General features: G+C 34.2%; 16 protein-coding genes. 5 read left to right on the top strand and 11 right to left on the bottom strand.

Translation table 11 applies throughout. The features are described 5' to 3' along the window. The first annotated feature begins 5 nt into the window (after positions 1 to 5). The 5 genes from G466_RS0108885 to G466_RS0108855 all read left to right on the top strand — a co-directional run bounded on the left by G466_RS0108885 (position 6) and on the right by G466_RS0108855 (position 6,768). Complete coding sequence (locus G466_RS0108885; protein ID WP_157373843.1) at positions 6 to 1,211, top strand: hypothetical protein; 1,206 nt, start codon at positions 6 to 8, stop codon at positions 1,209 to 1,211. Positions 1,212 to 1,217: 6 nt separating this feature from the next. Beyond that, positions 1,218 to 2,498, top strand: coding sequence for a gliding motility-associated C-terminal domain-containing protein (locus G466_RS0108880; RefSeq protein ID WP_157373842.1), 1,281 nt, complete (start codon positions 1,218 to 1,220; stop codon positions 2,496 to 2,498). 9 nt (positions 2,499 to 2,507) lie between these two features. Continuing rightward, positions 2,508 to 3,428 (top strand): PorP/SprF family type IX secretion system membrane protein, encoded by a 921-nt coding sequence (locus G466_RS0108875; RefSeq protein ID WP_026813344.1) that lies wholly within the window; start codon positions 2,508 to 2,510, stop codon positions 3,426 to 3,428. A gap of 18 nt (positions 3,429 to 3,446) precedes the next feature. Continuing rightward, positions 3,447 to 5,426 (top strand): OmpA family protein, encoded by a 1,980-nt coding sequence (locus tag G466_RS0108870; protein ID WP_026813343.1) that lies wholly within the window; start codon positions 3,447 to 3,449, stop codon positions 5,424 to 5,426. 964 nt (positions 5,427 to 6,390) lie between these two features. Continuing rightward, a complete protein-coding gene (locus G466_RS0108855) occupies positions 6,391 to 6,768 on the top strand; it encodes a PH domain-containing protein (protein WP_026813342.1) in 378 nt (125 codons plus the stop codon). A 283-nt stretch (positions 6,769 to 7,051) separates the two neighbouring features. Here G466_RS0108855 and G466_RS0108850 read toward each other — a convergent pair whose 3' ends face one another. The 11 genes from G466_RS0108850 to G466_RS0108795 all read right to left on the bottom strand — a co-directional run bounded on the left by G466_RS0108850 (position 7,052) and on the right by G466_RS0108795 (position 17,556). Next, positions 7,052 to 9,016, bottom strand: coding sequence for a sensor histidine kinase (locus tag G466_RS0108850; RefSeq protein WP_026813341.1), 1,965 nt, complete (start codon positions 9,014 to 9,016; stop codon positions 7,052 to 7,054). 217 nt (positions 9,017 to 9,233) lie between these two features. Beyond that, complete coding sequence (locus G466_RS21660) at positions 9,234 to 9,638, bottom strand: response regulator (RefSeq protein WP_051315575.1); 405 nt, start codon at positions 9,636 to 9,638, stop codon at positions 9,234 to 9,236. A 682-nt stretch (positions 9,639 to 10,320) separates the two neighbouring features. Next, positions 10,321 to 10,686 (bottom strand): hypothetical protein, encoded by a 366-nt coding sequence (locus G466_RS0108835; protein WP_026813340.1) that lies wholly within the window; start codon positions 10,684 to 10,686, stop codon positions 10,321 to 10,323. A gap of 6 nt (positions 10,687 to 10,692) precedes the next feature. Further along, on the bottom strand, positions 10,693 to 11,544 hold the full coding sequence (locus G466_RS0108830; protein WP_026813339.1) for a DUF4138 domain-containing protein: 852 nt from the start codon (positions 11,542 to 11,544) through the stop codon (positions 10,693 to 10,695). 29 nt (positions 11,545 to 11,573) lie between these two features. Further along, positions 11,574 to 12,503 carry a conjugative transposon protein TraM gene (gene traM, locus G466_RS0108825; RefSeq protein WP_026813338.1) on the bottom strand — a complete coding sequence of 310 codons (930 nt, stop codon included), beginning with the start codon at positions 12,501 to 12,503 and terminating at the stop codon, positions 11,574 to 11,576. Positions 12,504 to 12,527: 24 nt separating this feature from the next. Then, positions 12,528 to 13,142 carry a conjugal transfer protein TraK gene (locus tag G466_RS0108820; RefSeq protein WP_026813337.1) on the bottom strand — a complete coding sequence of 205 codons (615 nt, stop codon included), beginning with the start codon at positions 13,140 to 13,142 and terminating at the stop codon, positions 12,528 to 12,530. Then, positions 13,142 to 13,981, bottom strand: a complete 840-nt coding sequence (locus tag G466_RS0108815; RefSeq protein WP_026813336.1) for a hypothetical protein — start codon at positions 13,979 to 13,981, stop codon at positions 13,142 to 13,144. The genes G466_RS0108820 and G466_RS0108815 overlap by 1 nt, the downstream gene beginning before the upstream one ends. A gap of 3 nt (positions 13,982 to 13,984) precedes the next feature. Then, the gene (locus tag G466_RS0108810; RefSeq protein ID WP_026813335.1) at positions 13,985 to 14,557 is read right to left on the bottom strand and encodes a hypothetical protein; all 573 of its coding nucleotides are present in this window, start codon (positions 14,555 to 14,557) and stop codon (positions 13,985 to 13,987) included. 4 nt (positions 14,558 to 14,561) lie between these two features. After that, positions 14,562 to 16,964, bottom strand: coding sequence for a TraG family conjugative transposon ATPase (locus G466_RS0108805; RefSeq protein WP_026813334.1), 2,403 nt, complete (start codon positions 16,962 to 16,964; stop codon positions 14,562 to 14,564). Continuing rightward, on the bottom strand, positions 16,951 to 17,235 hold the full coding sequence (locus G466_RS0108800; protein WP_026813333.1) for a hypothetical protein: 285 nt from the start codon (positions 17,233 to 17,235) through the stop codon (positions 16,951 to 16,953). The genes G466_RS0108805 and G466_RS0108800 overlap by 14 nt, the downstream gene beginning before the upstream one ends. A gap of 33 nt (positions 17,236 to 17,268) precedes the next feature. Further along, positions 17,269 to 17,556, bottom strand: coding sequence for a hypothetical protein (locus tag G466_RS0108795; protein ID WP_026809914.1), 288 nt, complete (start codon positions 17,554 to 17,556; stop codon positions 17,269 to 17,271). Positions 17,557 to 17,702 lie beyond the last annotated feature (146 nt).

Here is a 17,702-nt window from a genome sequence, read left to right as displayed (position 1 = left end):
TATATATGAGAAATATAATTTTAACCCTTACACTCGCGTTATCTGGATTATGTGCAATTGCACAAACTGGAATCGGTACACCAAACCCAAATCAATCTACACAACTTCATATTGAAGCTGCTGATAAAGGGATTTTGATTCCGCAGGTTGAACTTCAAGGTTTAACCGATGCCACTTCTATAGATGGTGGAAATGTAAATAGCTTACTGGTGTTTAATCCTACTGATGCCAATGGTGTAGCGCCAGGTTATTACTATTGGTTTGAGACGAAGTGGAAGCGCTTAATGCCACAAGGAGATAGTTACGCTAACGTTAAGTATGATGGGAATAACTTTTTCTATATAAACGATTCTGGTGTTGAAACTCAAATCAGCTTAGAAGATTTAGTTCAGAATGCTGAGACCAATACTTTCGTTCGAAGAGTTGAAGCGTTATATGATGCTGATGGTAAAATTACTTCGCCAACGGTGTATTACTACTTCTCAGAAAATGCCATCAAGAATTGGTTAGCTAATTCTGTTAATACCGATATATCAACTATGCCAAATGATGCCTCTGGGGTTATTGCCATTGAAGTTGCTGATGATGTGGCGGCTAATTTTGAGCATATCTTAAATCAAACAATTACTTACCAAGGAGGCGATATTAGTATCGAGCAAATAATTAAGAATATTTCTACTGAAGTAGACGGAAATGTGATTTATAAAGAAGTTGGTGGAGATATGGTTTTTCAATATTTCAATGGTACAGAATATGTAACCATTAAATTAGAGGAGTGGTTAACCAATAACCAGCTTACCTATGAAGTGGTTGGTGTAGATGAATATGTTAATGTTACTATACAAGTAGACCCAAATAATCCTAAGCATACCACCTATGAAGTAGAAGTGAAAGCGGCTATGCCAAAGTTTTTCTATATGCCAACCATCTTATTTGATACTTCGACAAATGGCATTAAAACAAAGAATTTATATACTGAATATAAGAACCAGTTTACAGGGCAAAATACAGGTGTTTTTGTGAAAAATCCGGATGCACCTGCTGCAATACCACATCTTCCTATGGCAGATGATCTACATTATTATGTAACGGATTATGATGATGCTGTTATCAGTAATGTGAGCATTAGTAATATTGGCGAGATGAGCTATGAGGTGATAAATGCTGCTGGGCCATACTCTTATATTACAGTAATATTTGTTGTAAAATAAAATAAATTGAATTGGAAGTTTTATTCATTATTAAATCCTAATAACCAATATATGCGCTATCTATACTTATTAATATTGCTTAGTAGCTCTGCAATGGCTCAAAATGGCGATATGCATAATAAAGGAGAAGTATATGTTTTTCCTAATACATTGGTGAGTGTAATGTCTGACTTCTTTAATGAACCGACTGCAACCTTTGTAAATGATGGAGAGGTCTATTTGCATGGTGATCTGAAAAATGATGGAGTTTTAGATTATATTGACGCATCTGGTCTGGTTATATTTACAGGGATTAAGAAGCAAAAGATTCTGGGTGCCGAACCACTTTACTTTAGTAATATTCTTTTTCAAAATACTAGTGAAGCTACCCCTTTTCAACTTTATAATGAAATTAATGCAGATGGATTAGTCAGTTTTAATAATGGCATTGTTGATAGTGATAATTTTGGAGGAGCATTTATTTTTAGAGCGAATGCAAATCATGTTAATACATCAGACTTTAGTCATGTAGATGGTGGAGTTGAAAAAACAGGAGATAAAGATTTTAATTTTCCCATAGGTGATGGTGGCTATTATCGTTTTGCAGGATTGTCTGCCTTAGAAACGCCAAAGAATTATAAGGCTAAATATTTTTTAGAAAATTCAAATTTTCTATTTCCTCATCATCTTCGGTCAGATATAGTTGCTCAAATTAATAATAAGGAATACTGGACTCTGGAGCCAATAGCTAGTACGGAGGAAAATATTATGATAAGCCTCTCGTGGAGAGAGGAAACATCTCAAGAGGAAGTTATAGCGGCGCCACAGGAAGAAAGAATTCATATTGTGCGCTGGGATGAGGAAGCTAATAAGTGGATTGATGAAGGTGGTGTGGTTGATTTAAATGATAAGACTGTAAGTACATCTGTCAACAAATTTGGTGTTTTCACTTTAGCGAGAATTAAATCTAACATTAATTCGCCTTGTGAAATTCTTGTTTATAATGCAGTTACCCCCAATAATGATGGTATTAATGATTACTTCCGCATAGAAAGAACGGATAATACATGTGCCCAAAACTTAAAAGTTCAAATTTTTAATAGGTGGGGAATAAAGGTTTATGAATCTAACAATTACGGTTATGGGGGGAATGTTTTTAGAGGCTATTCTGAAGGAAGAGTTACTATAAATGATGATAAGCAATTGCCCTCAGGCACCTATTTTTATGTGATCAATTATGACTACAATACTAACGAAGGTGTGAATCACCACAAGCAAGCAGGCTACCTTTATCTTTCCGGAAACTAAACAACAGTTATGAAAAAATATATATTAAATATATGTGGTTTTCTTATCGTGCTGATAAGCAGTGTAGTCAACGCACAGCAAGATTCGCAGTATACGCAATACATGTATAATACCATTAGTTTTAACCCAGCTTATGCAGGAAATCGTGGTTCATTAACCGCAATGGCAACCTATCGCAATCAGTGGGTAGGTTTAGATGGTGCGCCTGAAACGCTAAGTTTCTCCCTTAGTACGCCAATAGGATTAGGTCCTGTAGGATTAGGATTAGGTGTAATAAGTGATAAAATAGGACCTTCTGCAGAAAATACAATAACTGCGGATTTCTCCTATACCTTAAGGCTCAATCGTTATGGCATGCGGTTGTCTTTTGGTCTAAAAGGGGGTGTAAACATGCTTGATATAGACGTTGATAAGTTGATGATATATGATCCCAATGATCAAAATTTAGTGAACAGAAGTATAGTATCACCAATAGTAGGCGCTGGTTTATATCTGCATGCAAATAAATGGTACGTGGGCTTGTCTTCACCTAATATGCTGGAAACTGAATATTATGACGATGTTAAAGTTTCTACAGCTACTGAAAAAATGCATGTTTACCTAACTGCAGGCTATGTTTTTGATCTTAATTATGATTTTAAGTTTAAGCCAGCTATCTTAACAAAAGGGGTTGTAGGAGCACCTATCAGTGTAGATGTGTCTGCCAATTTTCTTTTCCGAGAACGTATAACACTTGGAGCGGCCTATAGATGGGATGCTGCGGTAAGTGCCCTAGCAGGTTTTCAAGTCAATGATAATATCATGATAGGTTATTCATATGATTACGAAACAACAGAACTAAGTAATTATAATGATGGCTCGCATGAAATATTTTTGCGTTTTGAATTGGGGACACGTAGAAGAAATAAAGTTAATCCCCGTTTCTTTTAATTCCTTAAGTTGAATAAAATGAATATAAATAAACATCACATATTGTTCTTTTACATGCTTTTGATGATTAGTGGTACAGCCTTATCTCAAGCTCGTCACATAAGAAAAGCGGATGTTGCTTATTCAAATTACGGTTATCTTAATGCATTAAGCGTGTATCTTAAAGTTGTTGAGCGAGGCTATGAATCGCAAGAACTTTTTTCCAAAATTGCTAACTCCTATTACTTTAATGCAAAATATGATGAAGCGTTGATCTGGTACGAAAAAATCTTTAAACTAAAAGATCATCAGCCAGAAGCAGAAATTCTTTTGCGTTATGCGCAAAGCTTAAAAGCAACGGGCTTAGTGGAAAAATCTGAAGCCTATTATGACAAGTATGTAGAACTATCCAGGAAAAAATTAGAGGGAAAAAAGTTAACGGCTAAAGATTATTTAGCGTTAATAGAAAGCAATTCAGATCGTTATGAAATAAAGAGGCTTGAAGGAACAAACACCGATAATACTGAGTTTGGGAAAACAGTTTTTAATAGGAAGTTGTTCTTTGCATCTAACCGAGCTAATGGTGCTTTTTTTAACCGTAGGAGTTCATGGGATGGCATGTCCTTTCTTAATCTTTATCAGGTTGAAATCAATGATGAGAATGAAGTAATAGGCGAGCCAGGTTTGTTGGCGGGTGATATTAATGGAATGTATCATGAGTCCTCACCAGTTATTACTCGAGATGGTAAAACAATGTACTTTACACGTAGTAATAATAATCCTAAATGGAAAGATAATGATGAGCACCTAAAAATTTACCGGGCTCATTTTGGCGATGGTAAATGGACTAATATTGAAGATTTATCTATTAATAATGATGCATATTCAACCGCACACCCTGCCTTAAATACGCTAGGGACCACTCTTTATTTCACATCGGATAGGCCAGGAGGTTATGGGCAATCTGACATTTATATGGCTTCAATAGATGAAAATGGAGAAATTGGTGAGGCAAAGAATCTAGGTTCTAAAATTAATACACCTGGCAAAGAAACTTTTCCATTTGTATCAGATACCAATGAGCTTTATTTTTCCTCTGATGGTCATTTTGGTTTAGGTGGATTGGACATTTTTTATATTAAAATTGAAGATTCTGGGTTCCAAAATTTACTGAATTTAGGTAAGCCAATAAATTCTTATGCTGATGATTTCGATTTTGGGATAAATTCGGAAACACAAAAAGGTTTTTTTAGTAGTAATAGGAGCCAATCAATCTCATCAGATGATAACAATTTATCAGCGTTAGGCAAGCCAAACCAATTTATAAATGATAATATTTATAGCCTAAAAGAATTAAAGCCTATAGTAGATCCTTATAAAGCGAAAATAAATGGACATGTGACCGATATTGAGAATGGTGGGCCTATTACGAATGCTATGATCAAGGTTTTTAAAGAGGATGGAGAGATTTATGATTCCACTTATACCAACAATAAGGGCTATTATGAAATAGAAACAGATTCCTATTCTGTGTATCGCTTAAGAGCCTCCAAAGAGAATTATGATACTCATGAAGAGGTAAGTGTAGCGGATAAAACAGTGCAAACGATCGATTTTAATTTGCGAAGAAATAGATTGAAGCTAGCTCCGGGTGTTGATATTGCAAAGACGCTGAATATTCAGAATATATTCTTTGATTTTGATAAATCTGACATTACTGATGCTGCAAAAATTAAGTTAGAAAAGTTAATTGTTGTGCTGGAAGATTATTCAGACCTAAAGATAAATATTCGCTCTCATACAGATAGTAGAGGGAGTGATGCCTATAATTTAGCATTATCTAAGCGAAGAGCAGTATCAACAAAAGCTTATCTAGTTAAGAAAGGAATTGAATCAGAACGGTTGGTCGCAAACGGTTTTGGAGAAATACAATTGACGAACCATTGTTCTAATGGTGTGACTTGTAACGAAGAGAACCATCTAAGAAATAGGAGGTCGGAATTTGTAGTGGCCAATTAAGACATTGGCCTCTACTTTAAATTGCAATGGTTAATTATGTTCACTTAAGTGTGTCGTTGTTATTCTAACTCGTTCTTTCTGTATTATAGCTCGAATAGAAATGACATAAATCCAGTTACATGGCGATCTTCATTTCCTTGTGATCTGATACTAAGCAATAAGTATTTTGGATAAATTAAATTAAAAATTATTCTAAATGAAAGGAGTTTATTTTGTCAAAGCTAAAAAACTTGGTGGCTTTTTATTTAAAAATAGTTTTAGAATATATTTTTGGGTTTATACTGTCCTATTTATTATGATGGTAATATTCTTATTTATAAATTCCTTGAGTAGTATTTATATTTAAAATTACCCAATATTGGTCTGGGCTCTTATTGGTATAATTCGGACTTTCCGTAGAATTCCCATTTTGTATTCCATTAATAATATTCTCGCAATTGTAATCTTTTCCGCTAACTTACAAGTAATAAACAATATGCTTGAAGATGGCTTTAAGTCGGATAGATAAACTGCCATCCTTGGCAACTTAATATACATTGGATCTATAAATAGGCGTAATATTGAAAACCTAGTAAAGAAAATATTTTACATTACAAAAAATTAGATTTGATTGAATTGCTCGCAAAAAAGCATAGATTGTAACAGATGCATTAATAGGTGACTTCAATCGACAAAGGTTTAACTATTAATTCAAGTTGTATGATTATAAATAAACTAAATCTTTGGTGTATTTTAACAATACTTTTTACCATGGTTAGTTGCGAAAAGGAAGAGGAGTGCACAAGAATTGATTATATCGGAGGAGGATTATTACCTGAACAACAGATTGAGGTTCCATGTGATTTTCCAGAGCCTTTACCTATTGGTTAAAGTCAAAATTTTAAATATAATACTAGTATATAAGAAGAATAACATACCGCGGAACAAAATCAAAATTAAATAATTCAAATATAGGATAGTTATAATGGGTCTATTAAATAAAATACTAGGAAATGCCAGTGAAGTATCTTCCGAAAAACTAAATCAAAAGTACGCTAAGTTGCTTATAGATAATGAAGAAGTTGAACTTGGATTCACATTATTCAGGGATGTATTTATGTTTACTAATAAAAGATTGATTTTAGTAGATATTCAAGGTTTAACAGGAAGCAAAATCGAGTATAAATCGTTACCCTATAAAAATATATCCCGTTTCTCCCTAGAAACTTCAGGAACATTTGATCTGGATGCAGAACTTAAAATTTGGATTTCTAGTGAGGACACACCTAGTGTTAGTAAGAAATTCAATAAAAGTATAGATGTTTACGAAGTTCAAAAATATTTGGCCAATAAGGTGATGTAATCTACTGTTGGGAACAACAAATTTCAAAACCGAAATAAGCATGACAACGAGGTTTCGACGAGGAATTGTATAGAAGATATTCAACTCAACATCGGAAATGAATCTATACGCAAGTAAAATTAAATATTGAATTTAACCCCCCTCGTTCAATTGATATAGTCACACTCTGTCAAGTGACTAACTACAGGCGCCAAAGTCGGGAATTAGCTACCAAAATTAATTTACATTCTATCTGAAAATAAATCGCACATCCACTTAACAGAATTAATTATCCATTTTTTATCTATTGTTTTGCCAACAGGTTTAGCGTAAAAGTGCTGCCTTTACCTAATTCACTATCAACGTCAATTGAACCATTCATTGCTTCCACTTGAGTTTTTGCTAAATATAGCCCTAGACCTTTACCACTAGTACTACCACTTAATCTACCATACATCTCAAAGATTCTATTTTTCACATTGGCTGTTGTTAAATTCATACCTATCCCGTTATCAGAAACCATTACCTCCACTCTTTCACCGGAAATTGGTTCAGAACTTAAATTGATCTGGAGTGGCTTGTTTTTTGACTTATACTTCAAGGAATTCAAAATTAAATTATAAAAAATATTAATATAATAACTCCTAAAACCAAACACATATTTGGCATTCTTGAAGTTTATATTGATTATAGCGTTATGATTATTTAAATCATGTGAAAGCAATTCTAATACATCTTCAGCTATTTTTTTTAGGTCAACTTTTTCCATATCGCTTTCAGATATATTTTTTAAGGTTAGAGAATGGTTTATTTCTTGTATAGTCGAATCCAATTTCTCGACAGTAATTTTTATTAAATCAACAATTTCTTCTTTGCTTCTATCAGTGTTTTCATCATATAGAAGTAATAGGCTTAATAATGTAGAAATAGGACCTCTTATGTTATGGGAAACCAGATAAACAAAGTTTTGTAGCTCCTTATATTGATGAAGAATTTGCAGTTTAGATATTTCCATGAATGTAATATCTTGTGTTGTCCCAGTTATCCTGACTAATTTATCCTGATTATACTGGAGTTTTCCTAAATGACGCATATGTCTAATTCTTCCGTCTTTTAAAACCACTCTGCTTATAAAATCAATATATTCTTGGTTATTAAAATACTCCCTGAAATTATTTTCGATAAGATTCCTATCCTCTGGATGAGTTTGTAAAATAAAATTATCAAATGAAGGTTCAAATTTTTTTGGATTCTGGTTAAATATCTGATAAAGGTGTTCAGACCATATTATTTTGTCATTATTGATGTCCCACTCCCAACTTCCAATATTAGCTAGTCTTTGAGCCTCCCTTAGTGAGCTTTCACTTGATTTCAATTTGTTTAAAGTTCTAATCCGCTGGGTAACTTCGCTCTGATATACACTACAACCAGTAACTTGATTATTTTTATCTATAATTGGATTAAAAGAAACCTCATAATTAAAGGTTTTATCTTGAATCTCTTTTTCCATGTGAATTATAAATCTGTTCCCGGATATTGCTTCATCTATATAATTTCTAGTTTTTTGCTGATCTTTAAAATCCAAACCTAATTCATATATTGAATCACCTAATTTGGGAACTACTCCAAAGAATCGAGTTATGTAATTTGAGAATGATGAGTTAAATGAAATTAATTTATAGTATTTATTAACACTCCAAATCTGATGTTTGGTACTTTCTAAAATAGCCTCCATAATTTCGGTTTGTATTTCCTTATCTTCAAATATCATTTTTACCGATTCAATTATACCCTTAACATATAATTTATAAAGTGACCAGATGAATAATATGAAAAGAAAAGTTAGAAGCGAAATAATGTATTTTAACTTTGAAAGTCTTAACACAAATTCATTCTCTAAAGTTTTAATTAAAATATCCAATCCATTTATATATTGTATTTGCCAGCCTGCAATTAATTGAAGATCATGATTGTTTAAAGAATTTAAGTCCTTTTTATCTGTAAGTTGATAGATCCTATTTTTATAGATTGTAATATTCTTAAGAATGCTATCTACCCTAAAATTATTAGGTAGAGATCTTTTAAGGTTAAAATCTTCCGACTCGAAAGACTTGTGAACTTTGTTCCAACGATCAATTATTTCGGGTAATCCATCTTTAGTCTGCTTATGTATCTGCGTCAAGAATATTTGATTAACTAATTCTTGAGTGAGAGATTTTTGATTACTTACATCTCTTATAATACTTATATCATACGCTTCATGATTCATGGTGAAATTTATTCCAACAACCAGAGAAATAGCAAAAATGAAGGCTAAGGTAAAACTAGTGATTATGGATTTTCGAATATTTTTAAAGGATGGTTTCAAAATTGAATAAGAGCTATGGATTTTAAGAGTTTCATTGTACGCTGAATATCTGAGGTCAGCGAAATATCTTGGATACAGGTTTATCAGATTTTTTAACTGGCATAATCATATTGAGATCTTAATATGGATTATGTATAATATTATTAAGTTTGTCTATAGTGAGTGGTTTAATAATATAATCCCGCACAAGTGGATTATTAAGACTTTTTTCAATATCATTTTGGTCTATTGAAGAGGAAACAATTAGAATATCTAAAACTGCTACTTTGTTGGTCATACATGAAATTCTTTTTAAAAATTCAAAGCCAGTGATTTCCGGCATATTTAAATCTAATAGTATAAGAATTTTATTCTCCGCCTCTATCAGGATTGAATCTAGATCCTGTAGCGCTAGAAGGGGATTTAAATATGTCCTAACTTTTTTTGAAATCTTATTTTTCTTTATCGTATGCTCATTAACCAAATTTATTATACGATCATCATCAATAAGTATAGCATAGTCGTAAGCTGAGCTATTTTCCATTACAGAGAGAGATTTTAGGAGATTATTATCATAGATTTATAAATAAGGTTTAATGTACTTCTTCATCTATTTATAAGGTTTCCAATGATATGATTAAGTAAAAAATAAGATAGGTATTTCATGACACCTTTTATGTACTTTTATTTTCACCCTATCTGGAACCAACAAGAATAGTTTTCAACGGGCTTACAAACAAATGATTATATAAATTTTAAAATTTTATATTATGATTATTTATGATCTGCTATTAGGCAAATACAATTGGCAAATGCATTGTACAATCAGTTAAAGCTTTCCGTAAAAAAATTATAATTATATTCCACAGGGTTTTAAAAAAATTTGAAAGACAAAATGTAGGAATAATCTGTTGAATATGGAAATAACTGTAAGAATAATATTCAATCCATTGGTATTTTTTGATCAATCATCTTAATACGATGATTCATATTGGTTTTAGCGAAGATTGCCTGATTACAATTATTTTATAAAAAGGGAATACGCAAGAAATTTTCGATTTGTGAAGGTTGAAAAACTGCGAATAATAATCTCACTATTACTATTCGTTAATACTAGAGAGGATAAAAATGATTCACCAACAATTAAATACGAAGGAGGTACCTTTAAGATTGACCTAGGTGATTTCCGAACTTATGAATAAAAAACAAAATAGTGCTTATCCCTCTTAAAAAGGCACCTTTTCCCTAGGCCTTCTTTCTGTAACCTTCCATTGCTCATCTTCTTTTACTAACTTAAATATGCCCGGCTTTTCATCATAAGCAGTGGAATACTTAACCCAAGCTACACTCCCTTCTACAAATTCATCAATTACCTTAAAATCGGAAGCTGAATTTTCATCCTCAACAAACATTCCTTGCAGGCTAATAAAGTTGGTATAACTTTCAGGGGTGGTATGTTTTTCTAAGGTTATTTTATCGCCATGGTAAAAACTTTCTACAACGATTTTTGCTGTTTCGGTATGAGAAAAATCCTGCTTAGTAGTACAGCTAGTCAGCAAGAGTGCCATCAAAGGTATAATCAATGCTTTCATACTAGTTCAATTTGGATTATTAATAAATCGGTGTGATACCTTCAATTCTATGTCCCGTTCCCCGTTCTTTTCATTTAGGTTAAAGGTCATCCTGCGATCATTGCTCAATGAAAATTTAGGGACAACATAAACCAACCTTACCTTCCCTCCTTTTACAACTCTATTTGGTAAATTAAATTTAAAAACGGGCTCTTTAATTAATTTTTGCAATGATTTTCTTTTCCCCTTTTGCCTCGTTTCAAGTGATAGGGTCAAAAAATTTAAATCATAATCTAAAGAAGAGTTGTTTAATAACTTGAATACGAAATAAAGTTCTTCCTTGTTAAAGACAATATTATCCAAACTTAAAACAATTCCTTGGTTCCGCTTTTTAATCCTTCCCATTTTCTGCTTATGCTGAAGAATGTATTTACAAAAGTTTTGGTAATAGGAAACCTGGTTGTCAATCGTATCCAAAAATTGAGCCCTGTTTGAAACTACAGTGCCAATTTCATTTTCCTTACCAATGCTACTAGAGTCAGTTATGAAATAATTGAGTTTGATAAGCTCCTTTTTATACTTTACAATATACGAAAAAATTGAACCGTTTGAACTGACTACGAGCAAGTTGCTCTCTTCCCCCGGGGTTGCCTGTAGCAAACCATAATATTGTTCCCGTTCCCTGTTATAGGTAAAAATGTAGTTATTGGAACCAGTAATTCCTTGTCGAATTGCCTCAGGGAAGAATAGAGCCACATTTTTTTTATCGTTAGCATATATAGTGTCAAGTGCTATTTGCGGTTGTTCTGGCGTCTGTGCTGTACAAATTCGTAAAGCAGAAATAAATAGACAGGCAAAAATTATAGCATAGTTTTTCATGAGATTAGGTTTTAAATGCCCCTCCAATATTAGGGTTTGGGCTTTAGAATTAGTTTATAATTATTCAGCACAGTAACCTTTATGTTTTTGTTCTTACGCCGAAGCACCTTGGTCACACCACTCAATTGAGGCACGCTAGGGATATTAATGTCTTCAATAATATCGTCTAGTACCTCATTGGTTGCTTCTTCCCTAAAACTGTTTTCTACATAAATCCCCTCGCTCCCATCCTGAAGATCATAAGCCTTTAAGTTAGTGGGCTGATGACCGATGTTTTCAATTTCGATCAAGGCACGGTTCGGTCGAAATTTTATAAAACCGAAAACCGGGGTATGCATAGGGATTTCTTTACTATTTATGGTCGTTGTTTGGGCCAATCGCATCCGTAAACGGGAATTTACCTGAACCACTTGATCCCCATCTACAACCGCATAAATTATTGTCTCCGGTTTGCCAGGGATTGAAGAATCATTTTCTAGAGGATCCGAAGCATAAAAGAGCTGGTGTTCCAATCCCATTTCTTTGGCTTTTAGTTTTTGATCATTTATATATTCTGTTGAATCCTTTTCAACAGGTTCGTTAATTGTAACTTTATTACGTCCACCACGTGGAGTGGTCTTTTCTGAATATCTAATCCTTCCTGCGGCATAGATACTGTCCACAATCCGTTCCTTTTCCTTTTCCGGTAAATGGGGATCATAGTTGCCAAGGGAATCTATTAGTTTTTCATCATATATGCTGGGAGAGTTGGTTTCACGAACTTCTTTTAGATCGTTTATTGCATCCAATTTTGAATCGTACTCTTTTTGTTCTCCTGCCAGTTGAGGAACCATTGTCTGTTTTAGGTTCATATTATCCTCCTCTCCTTCGCCCATAATCAGTAGGGAATAGGAAATTAAGAATGCTAATATCATCGTGAGAACCGAGGCAAATACAATTTTGTTTTTTTCTATTTTCATTTCTATTGGTTTTGATATGTGTCACTATGGGCTCTCGCTTAACTTCCTTAAACTATTTTCAAAAAAGTTAGTGATTAACAAACCATGGGGGTTGTTCGGAAAGTTCCTGTCCACGTTGATCAGGTTTCCAGTAGAAACCAACTCATAAGTGTCGACGATCGTGCCCCTATTGATCTCGAAAATTGTGGTGGTCCTAAAACTATAAACACCATTCTCTTCCTGAATTTGAGAATCGATGCTCAACACCTTCTGTATAAGAGAATATTGTAATAGCCGGTTGTAAACGCCATCGGCTTTCTTCTGGCGATACAGATTATCCACCGAGCTATCCCCTACCCATAATGCTTTCTCTAAATTGCTCTTATAATTACTTGCATCAATATTGTAGAAATAGGTGTGGAACAATTCCAAGTGTGCAAGAACTTCAACTTTAAAATTCTCTTTTTGAGCCATCAACTTTAAAGGAATAATAGATCCATCCGTATTTATGGCGAATGTACTGTTCATTGATTTATTGTTGATGTGGAATGCCATCCACACGGAAAATACGCTCGAGATTGTAGTGCAAACGACTATAGCGAGCACGATAAATCGATTGATCTTAAGAACGGAGTATATGTCTTTATAAGGCGTTTTCATTAGGTGAATAATCTTAATGTGAACGAAGTAGCGCGTCTGTACAATTTAAACTTGAGAAATACGATAAAACCAATAGACCCTAAATCTACAATTGGAGCAAATAGAGAATTCCCTAGATTGGTCCCAAAGAGGTTAACCCAAAAAGTGGTATTGATCTCCGTATAAATTGCGTTAATAAATACATTGACCAAAAAGAAAGCTGGGACCAACATGTAGACTGCAGCATATAACTTAAAAAAGTTGTATGCCATGGATCGGAATTTTTCAAACACCGCTAAACTGATAATCAGTGGAAAAAATGCTTGCATAATTCCCAATAGAAAATAACGTTCTGCTAGGAACAACGGATAGATGAATAAATCTAAAATCCAAAGAAATAGGCTTATGACAAAAGCGAGTATTCTAAAGCTATACATCGGTGTAATCAAAGCTTCATATAATAGAACCATAGCCATCTTTGCTGAATCTAAAAGATTTATGTCCTCTTCAAGGGGGAAATCTTGCATTTGTAAGGGTAATAACGCTGGAGCAGTATTTCGGTATTGGCTTTCTACTGCGGTTAAAATCCCGTCGAAAAAACCAAGTATCTGAGTAGAAAAAATAACTAAGATTACCACTACAAAATTCTTGGCCAGTTCTCCTGGACTTAATCCCCAAGTATAGCCGTACCTGTCCGCGATACCTTCATTATATTTTTTAAGGATATTTATTAAAAAGAATAACACGGCAAGTACTTTTATCCCTGCAATTGTATACTGAGAAAAATCACTGTTCTGTATGGTTTGGAAGACGGCGTCTATGTATTCCAACCCTATCCCTAAAATAATATTTGAGTTCATAGCCTAATAATTGGTTCTCCTGTTATTTACTTTATCCTGCATAGTCCTAAATGATATGATGTCATTATAGCGTTTGGTTTTGTAGTGAATGTCTGTTACCATTACTTTGGACTGCACTTCCTTTTCTTTGAGAATTTCAGTTCGTTCGGAATCGCTCATTCTCAAATAATCATTTGACAGGATTTGCTCTATGAAATCCATGGTCTCCAAGGAGTTTTCGACAATACTGTTAAAAGACTCCGTTACCCTTGCTACTTCACCTGGTTTGATATAGGGGGAATTTAGAATGTCCTTTAAATCATTTTGCATCACATCAATTAACCGTTGATTGTTCCTTCCAATCTCACGAACCGCTCTCAAATCCCGAACTACCCCATTCACTTTTTCTAAGTTCTCTTTTTGTTCCTTTAAAAAATTGACGGTCTTAAGAAGGTTGGCCGTCTGCTTACCAGATTCCAATAGCTGTTTTACCAAACTGATGAAATTAGTGTTGTCATAAACGGGCAAGCCCTGGGCAGTCGCATTAAAACCAATTAGTAGCATCGCCATGTAGAATAGTATCAAAGCTTTTCTCATTATCTTAGTTTTTAGAAGTGTATCCAATAATTGCTTTTTCCATATCCTGATGCTGCTCGTATAGCTGCATTATTTCATCATTCTCCAACCCATCAGTGAGGTAGGCGGCATATACCTCTTTAGGAACCTCGAGGCGAAATATGTTGCTCTCTTTCCCTATCTTGATGAACATTTCGGTGTATTTATGGGGTCCTGTAAAATTGTTCTTTATTGATTTTAACTGGTTCAGGTCGTGGTCGGTTAGATTAAGCCGTTTAACCAAGTCATCATACCCTTTCTCATTATTTAGACTATAAATGACTTGGGTGTTTTCCAATAGACTAGCAGAGATTGAGTTGTTCGGAAGCTGATTGATAGTCTGCAGAATTATACCGATAGCACCATTCTGCTTTCGTATTGCCTGATAATAGAACTCTACACTTTCCAGTACGTTGTCGAACTTCAATTGTTTAGCAAACTCATCAAAAAGAATAATCCCTTTTTCAGAACGATTCTTCCATATTGTACGCTGGATGGCAGTCTTAATCAGCTTGAGCATTACGGAAAGGATTTCCTTATTGTCCCTTACCTCGTCCAGTTCAAAAACGATTAACCGCTTATCTTCTAATTTGTAGGATTGGTCCTGGCTCATTTCAAAAAGGAAGCTATAGAGCCCATTACCCACATATTCGGACATGATGTGAAGGAAATTATTAACGTTAAAATAATCTGGATGGATATTTAACTTACCCAAGAGTTCGTGCTTGTTATCCTCGATAAACCTATAGAAGCTATCTAAAGAGTGACCTTTGGAAATAGTATCATAATAGTACAGCAATATCTTTTTGACCGAAACCGATTGTGCCTTCGTAACCTTCCTGTCAGCCCCGAAGAGTTCAAAAAGAAACACCGACAAATCCTCCAAATGTTCTGGCAAAAGGTCCTTTTTATCGCTAATGTAAAAGGGGTTAATACCTAAACTCTTCCCGCTCTCATATCGCAAGATTGTATACTTACCAGGGTACAACTTGGCAAATTTGGTGTAAGAACCACCTAAATCAATGATGACCAAACGGACCCCACTTTCAAAATATTGACGTAGGATATTATTTGCCAAGAACGATTTACCCTCACCGGTTGGTGCGAATATCGCAAAGTTCCGTGCCTTGATACGTATTTTATGGTCATCCCAGACATCTTTAATTACCGGAATATTGTAAGATCGGTCGTTAAAGATGATTCCTGTTTCATCAGATTTATAATTAGTACTATTTAAAAACAGACAGAGCGCATGTTTCAAATCTGTTACATACAGATCGGCATTGGAAAAATTGGACGAAAAGCAACAGTAGCTGTTCAGTATATAATTTTTGCGTTCCTCCCCCCTTGGATAATAGGGAATGATATCCAGTTCCTTAAACGTTGTTTTTACCTTGGAAGTTATTTTCCTCAATTCCCTAGCCTCCTTGGCCCAAAAGATAATGTTCAAATGGCCACGGATGACCCGTGAACTATCATCTGAATTAATCTGTCCCAAAATATGCTGAATTTTCCCAAGGACAACCTTGTTCTGGGAACCAAAATTGGAGCTTTTGCTCAACTCCTCAACTTTGTAATCCAGCAACTTGCGCCACTTCTGCTTATCGTCCAAGTAGAGAATCTGGTTCACGATATGATTTTCATTAAGGCTCAAACCAAGACCATCAATAAAACCCTGATGGAAAACAAATTCATTGGAAGTAAACTGCTCGTTGTTCTTACTGCTCTGCACATAATCACCGAAACAGAGCTCGTTATTTACGGCCAAGACATCAAAGGAGTTTTCGCCAATAGTCACATGGGATTTATCTAGGAGAATATCAGTATCAAATCCTTCACTGAACCCATTAAAATAATCGGTGGTTAAATCTTCAATCTCATTAGGTTTAAGTGGAACGAATTCCATTTTTCGACTATTATTGATATACGAAATTGAATCTCTAACCACAGCAATAAAACCACTCGCTTGATCATCCAACTGTTGTAGCAAGTCCTTGGAAATTTTTCGGAAAGGATTTACATACTTTGAATTGTTCAAAGCCTTATTTTTAGTTAGGGTAAAAAACAAAAGACTACGGTGCTCCATATATTCACGACCTTTAAAATAATCATGGGTCACCTTTTCCAAGAAGGTTTTATTAGGTAATTTATTGGAAGAATAGGATTTCTTGAGATAGATGTCCTGTTTATGCACAACGCATCCAGTAGGCAAGGATTTTAGTGCCTGGAACCATTCTCCATGTATATCCTCATAATCTTTTTCGGAAAGAGAGTGAATCTCTGGCAATAATCCCTCATAGCACAACACTACATTACCATTATTGGCAAAGATGATATTATCCTGAATATCTGTAATAGGGCGATATGCTGACAGGTTAATCTTCTTCATAATCTATACCGGAGTTTCTTTTATTACTAATGATATCTGGGAATATTTTTATAATTGGCTGAAACCGAAAATTATTGGCCACACGGATCAAGGTGATGTATAGAAGGATATTGAAAATCAAAGCAACTATGATCAACCTAAAACTGAAAGAAAAAATAATGACCAAGAGAGAAACTATTATGGAAACCATTATCAAAGCAAATAGTGATATTGGAAGACCAAATATGACTGCCCGTTTTCTTATGTTTCTATACACATCAAATTTTTTCATACTTCTTTTGATAAAATTCTAACATCCAGATTTTTAAACTACAATCGTAATCAGGTAAGTAAATATTCCTACAACTGCTCCCGCAATTAGTACAAAGACAAGTACACGAGTAATTCCCTTTTTGAGATCGGAATTCTCCCCAAAGAAATGTCCTGCGTTAAATAAAAATCCCACTAGAAAAATTACTCCTAGAATTATTGGGAAGATGGTTCTAATGGTATCTGAAACATCGTTTACAGAATCTTCGATTCCACCAATCTGTCCAAAAGCGGGAGTTATCATGAGCAGTATTACTGTTAACATATAAAGTGATTTTTTCATAACTGGTTGTTTTTAGTTATTAATTCCCTAAGTAGCTAGCCATCTACACAGCCTATGTCGACTAAACTTTATGAAATCTATTGCATAATGTGGCTCAATATGAAAAATCCCTAAACTTTAACTCAAAAACCTGTTAAACTTTAAAC

Origin of the sequence: Arenibacter certesii DSM 19833, from assembly GCF_000429545.1 — a bacterium.
GTDB lineage: Bacteria > Bacteroidota > Bacteroidia > Flavobacteriales > Flavobacteriaceae > Arenibacter > Arenibacter certesii.
Note: the sequence above shows the minus strand (reverse complement) of the source record. Positions and strands in the feature narration are given on the sequence as shown.

Coding starts and splice junctions, on each gene's coding strand:
- G466_RS0108800 (WP_026813333.1), bottom strand. CDS start 17,235: ATGAAAAAATTTGATGTGTATAGAAACATAAGAAAACGGGCAGTCATA.
- G466_RS0108875 (WP_026813344.1), top strand. CDS start 2,508: ATGAAAAAATATATATTAAATATATGTGGTTTTCTTATCGTGCTGATA.
- G466_RS0108830 (WP_026813339.1), bottom strand. CDS start 11,544: ATGAAAAACTATGCTATAATTTTTGCCTGTCTATTTATTTCTGCTTTA.
- G466_RS0108805 (WP_026813334.1), bottom strand. CDS start 16,964: ATGAAGAAGATTAACCTGTCAGCATATCGCCCTATTACAGATATTCAG.
- G466_RS0108885 (WP_157373843.1), top strand. CDS start 6: ATGAGAAATATAATTTTAACCCTTACACTCGCGTTATCTGGATTATGT.
- G466_RS0108810 (WP_026813335.1), bottom strand. CDS start 14,557: ATGAGAAAAGCTTTGATACTATTCTACATGGCGATGCTACTAATTGGT.
- G466_RS0108795 (WP_026809914.1), bottom strand. CDS start 17,556: ATGAAAAAATCACTTTATATGTTAACAGTAATACTGCTCATGATAACT.
- G466_RS0108820 (WP_026813337.1), bottom strand. CDS start 13,142: ATGAAAACGCCTTATAAAGACATATACTCCGTTCTTAAGATCAATCGA.
- G466_RS0108835 (WP_026813340.1), bottom strand. CDS start 10,686: ATGAAAGCATTGATTATACCTTTGATGGCACTCTTGCTGACTAGCTGT.
- G466_RS21660 (WP_051315575.1), bottom strand. CDS start 9,638: ATGGAAAATAGCTCAGCTTACGACTATGCTATACTTATTGATGATGAT.
- traM (WP_026813338.1), bottom strand. CDS start 12,503: ATGAAAATAGAAAAAAACAAAATTGTATTTGCCTCGGTTCTCACGATG.
- G466_RS0108815 (WP_026813336.1), bottom strand. CDS start 13,981: ATGAACTCAAATATTATTTTAGGGATAGGGTTGGAATACATAGACGCC.
- G466_RS0108855 (WP_026813342.1), top strand. CDS start 6,391: ATGGGTCTATTAAATAAAATACTAGGAAATGCCAGTGAAGTATCTTCC.
- G466_RS0108870 (WP_026813343.1), top strand. CDS start 3,447: ATGAATATAAATAAACATCACATATTGTTCTTTTACATGCTTTTGATG.
- G466_RS0108850 (WP_026813341.1), bottom strand. CDS start 9,016: ATGAATCATGAAGCGTATGATATAAGTATTATAAGAGATGTAAGTAAT.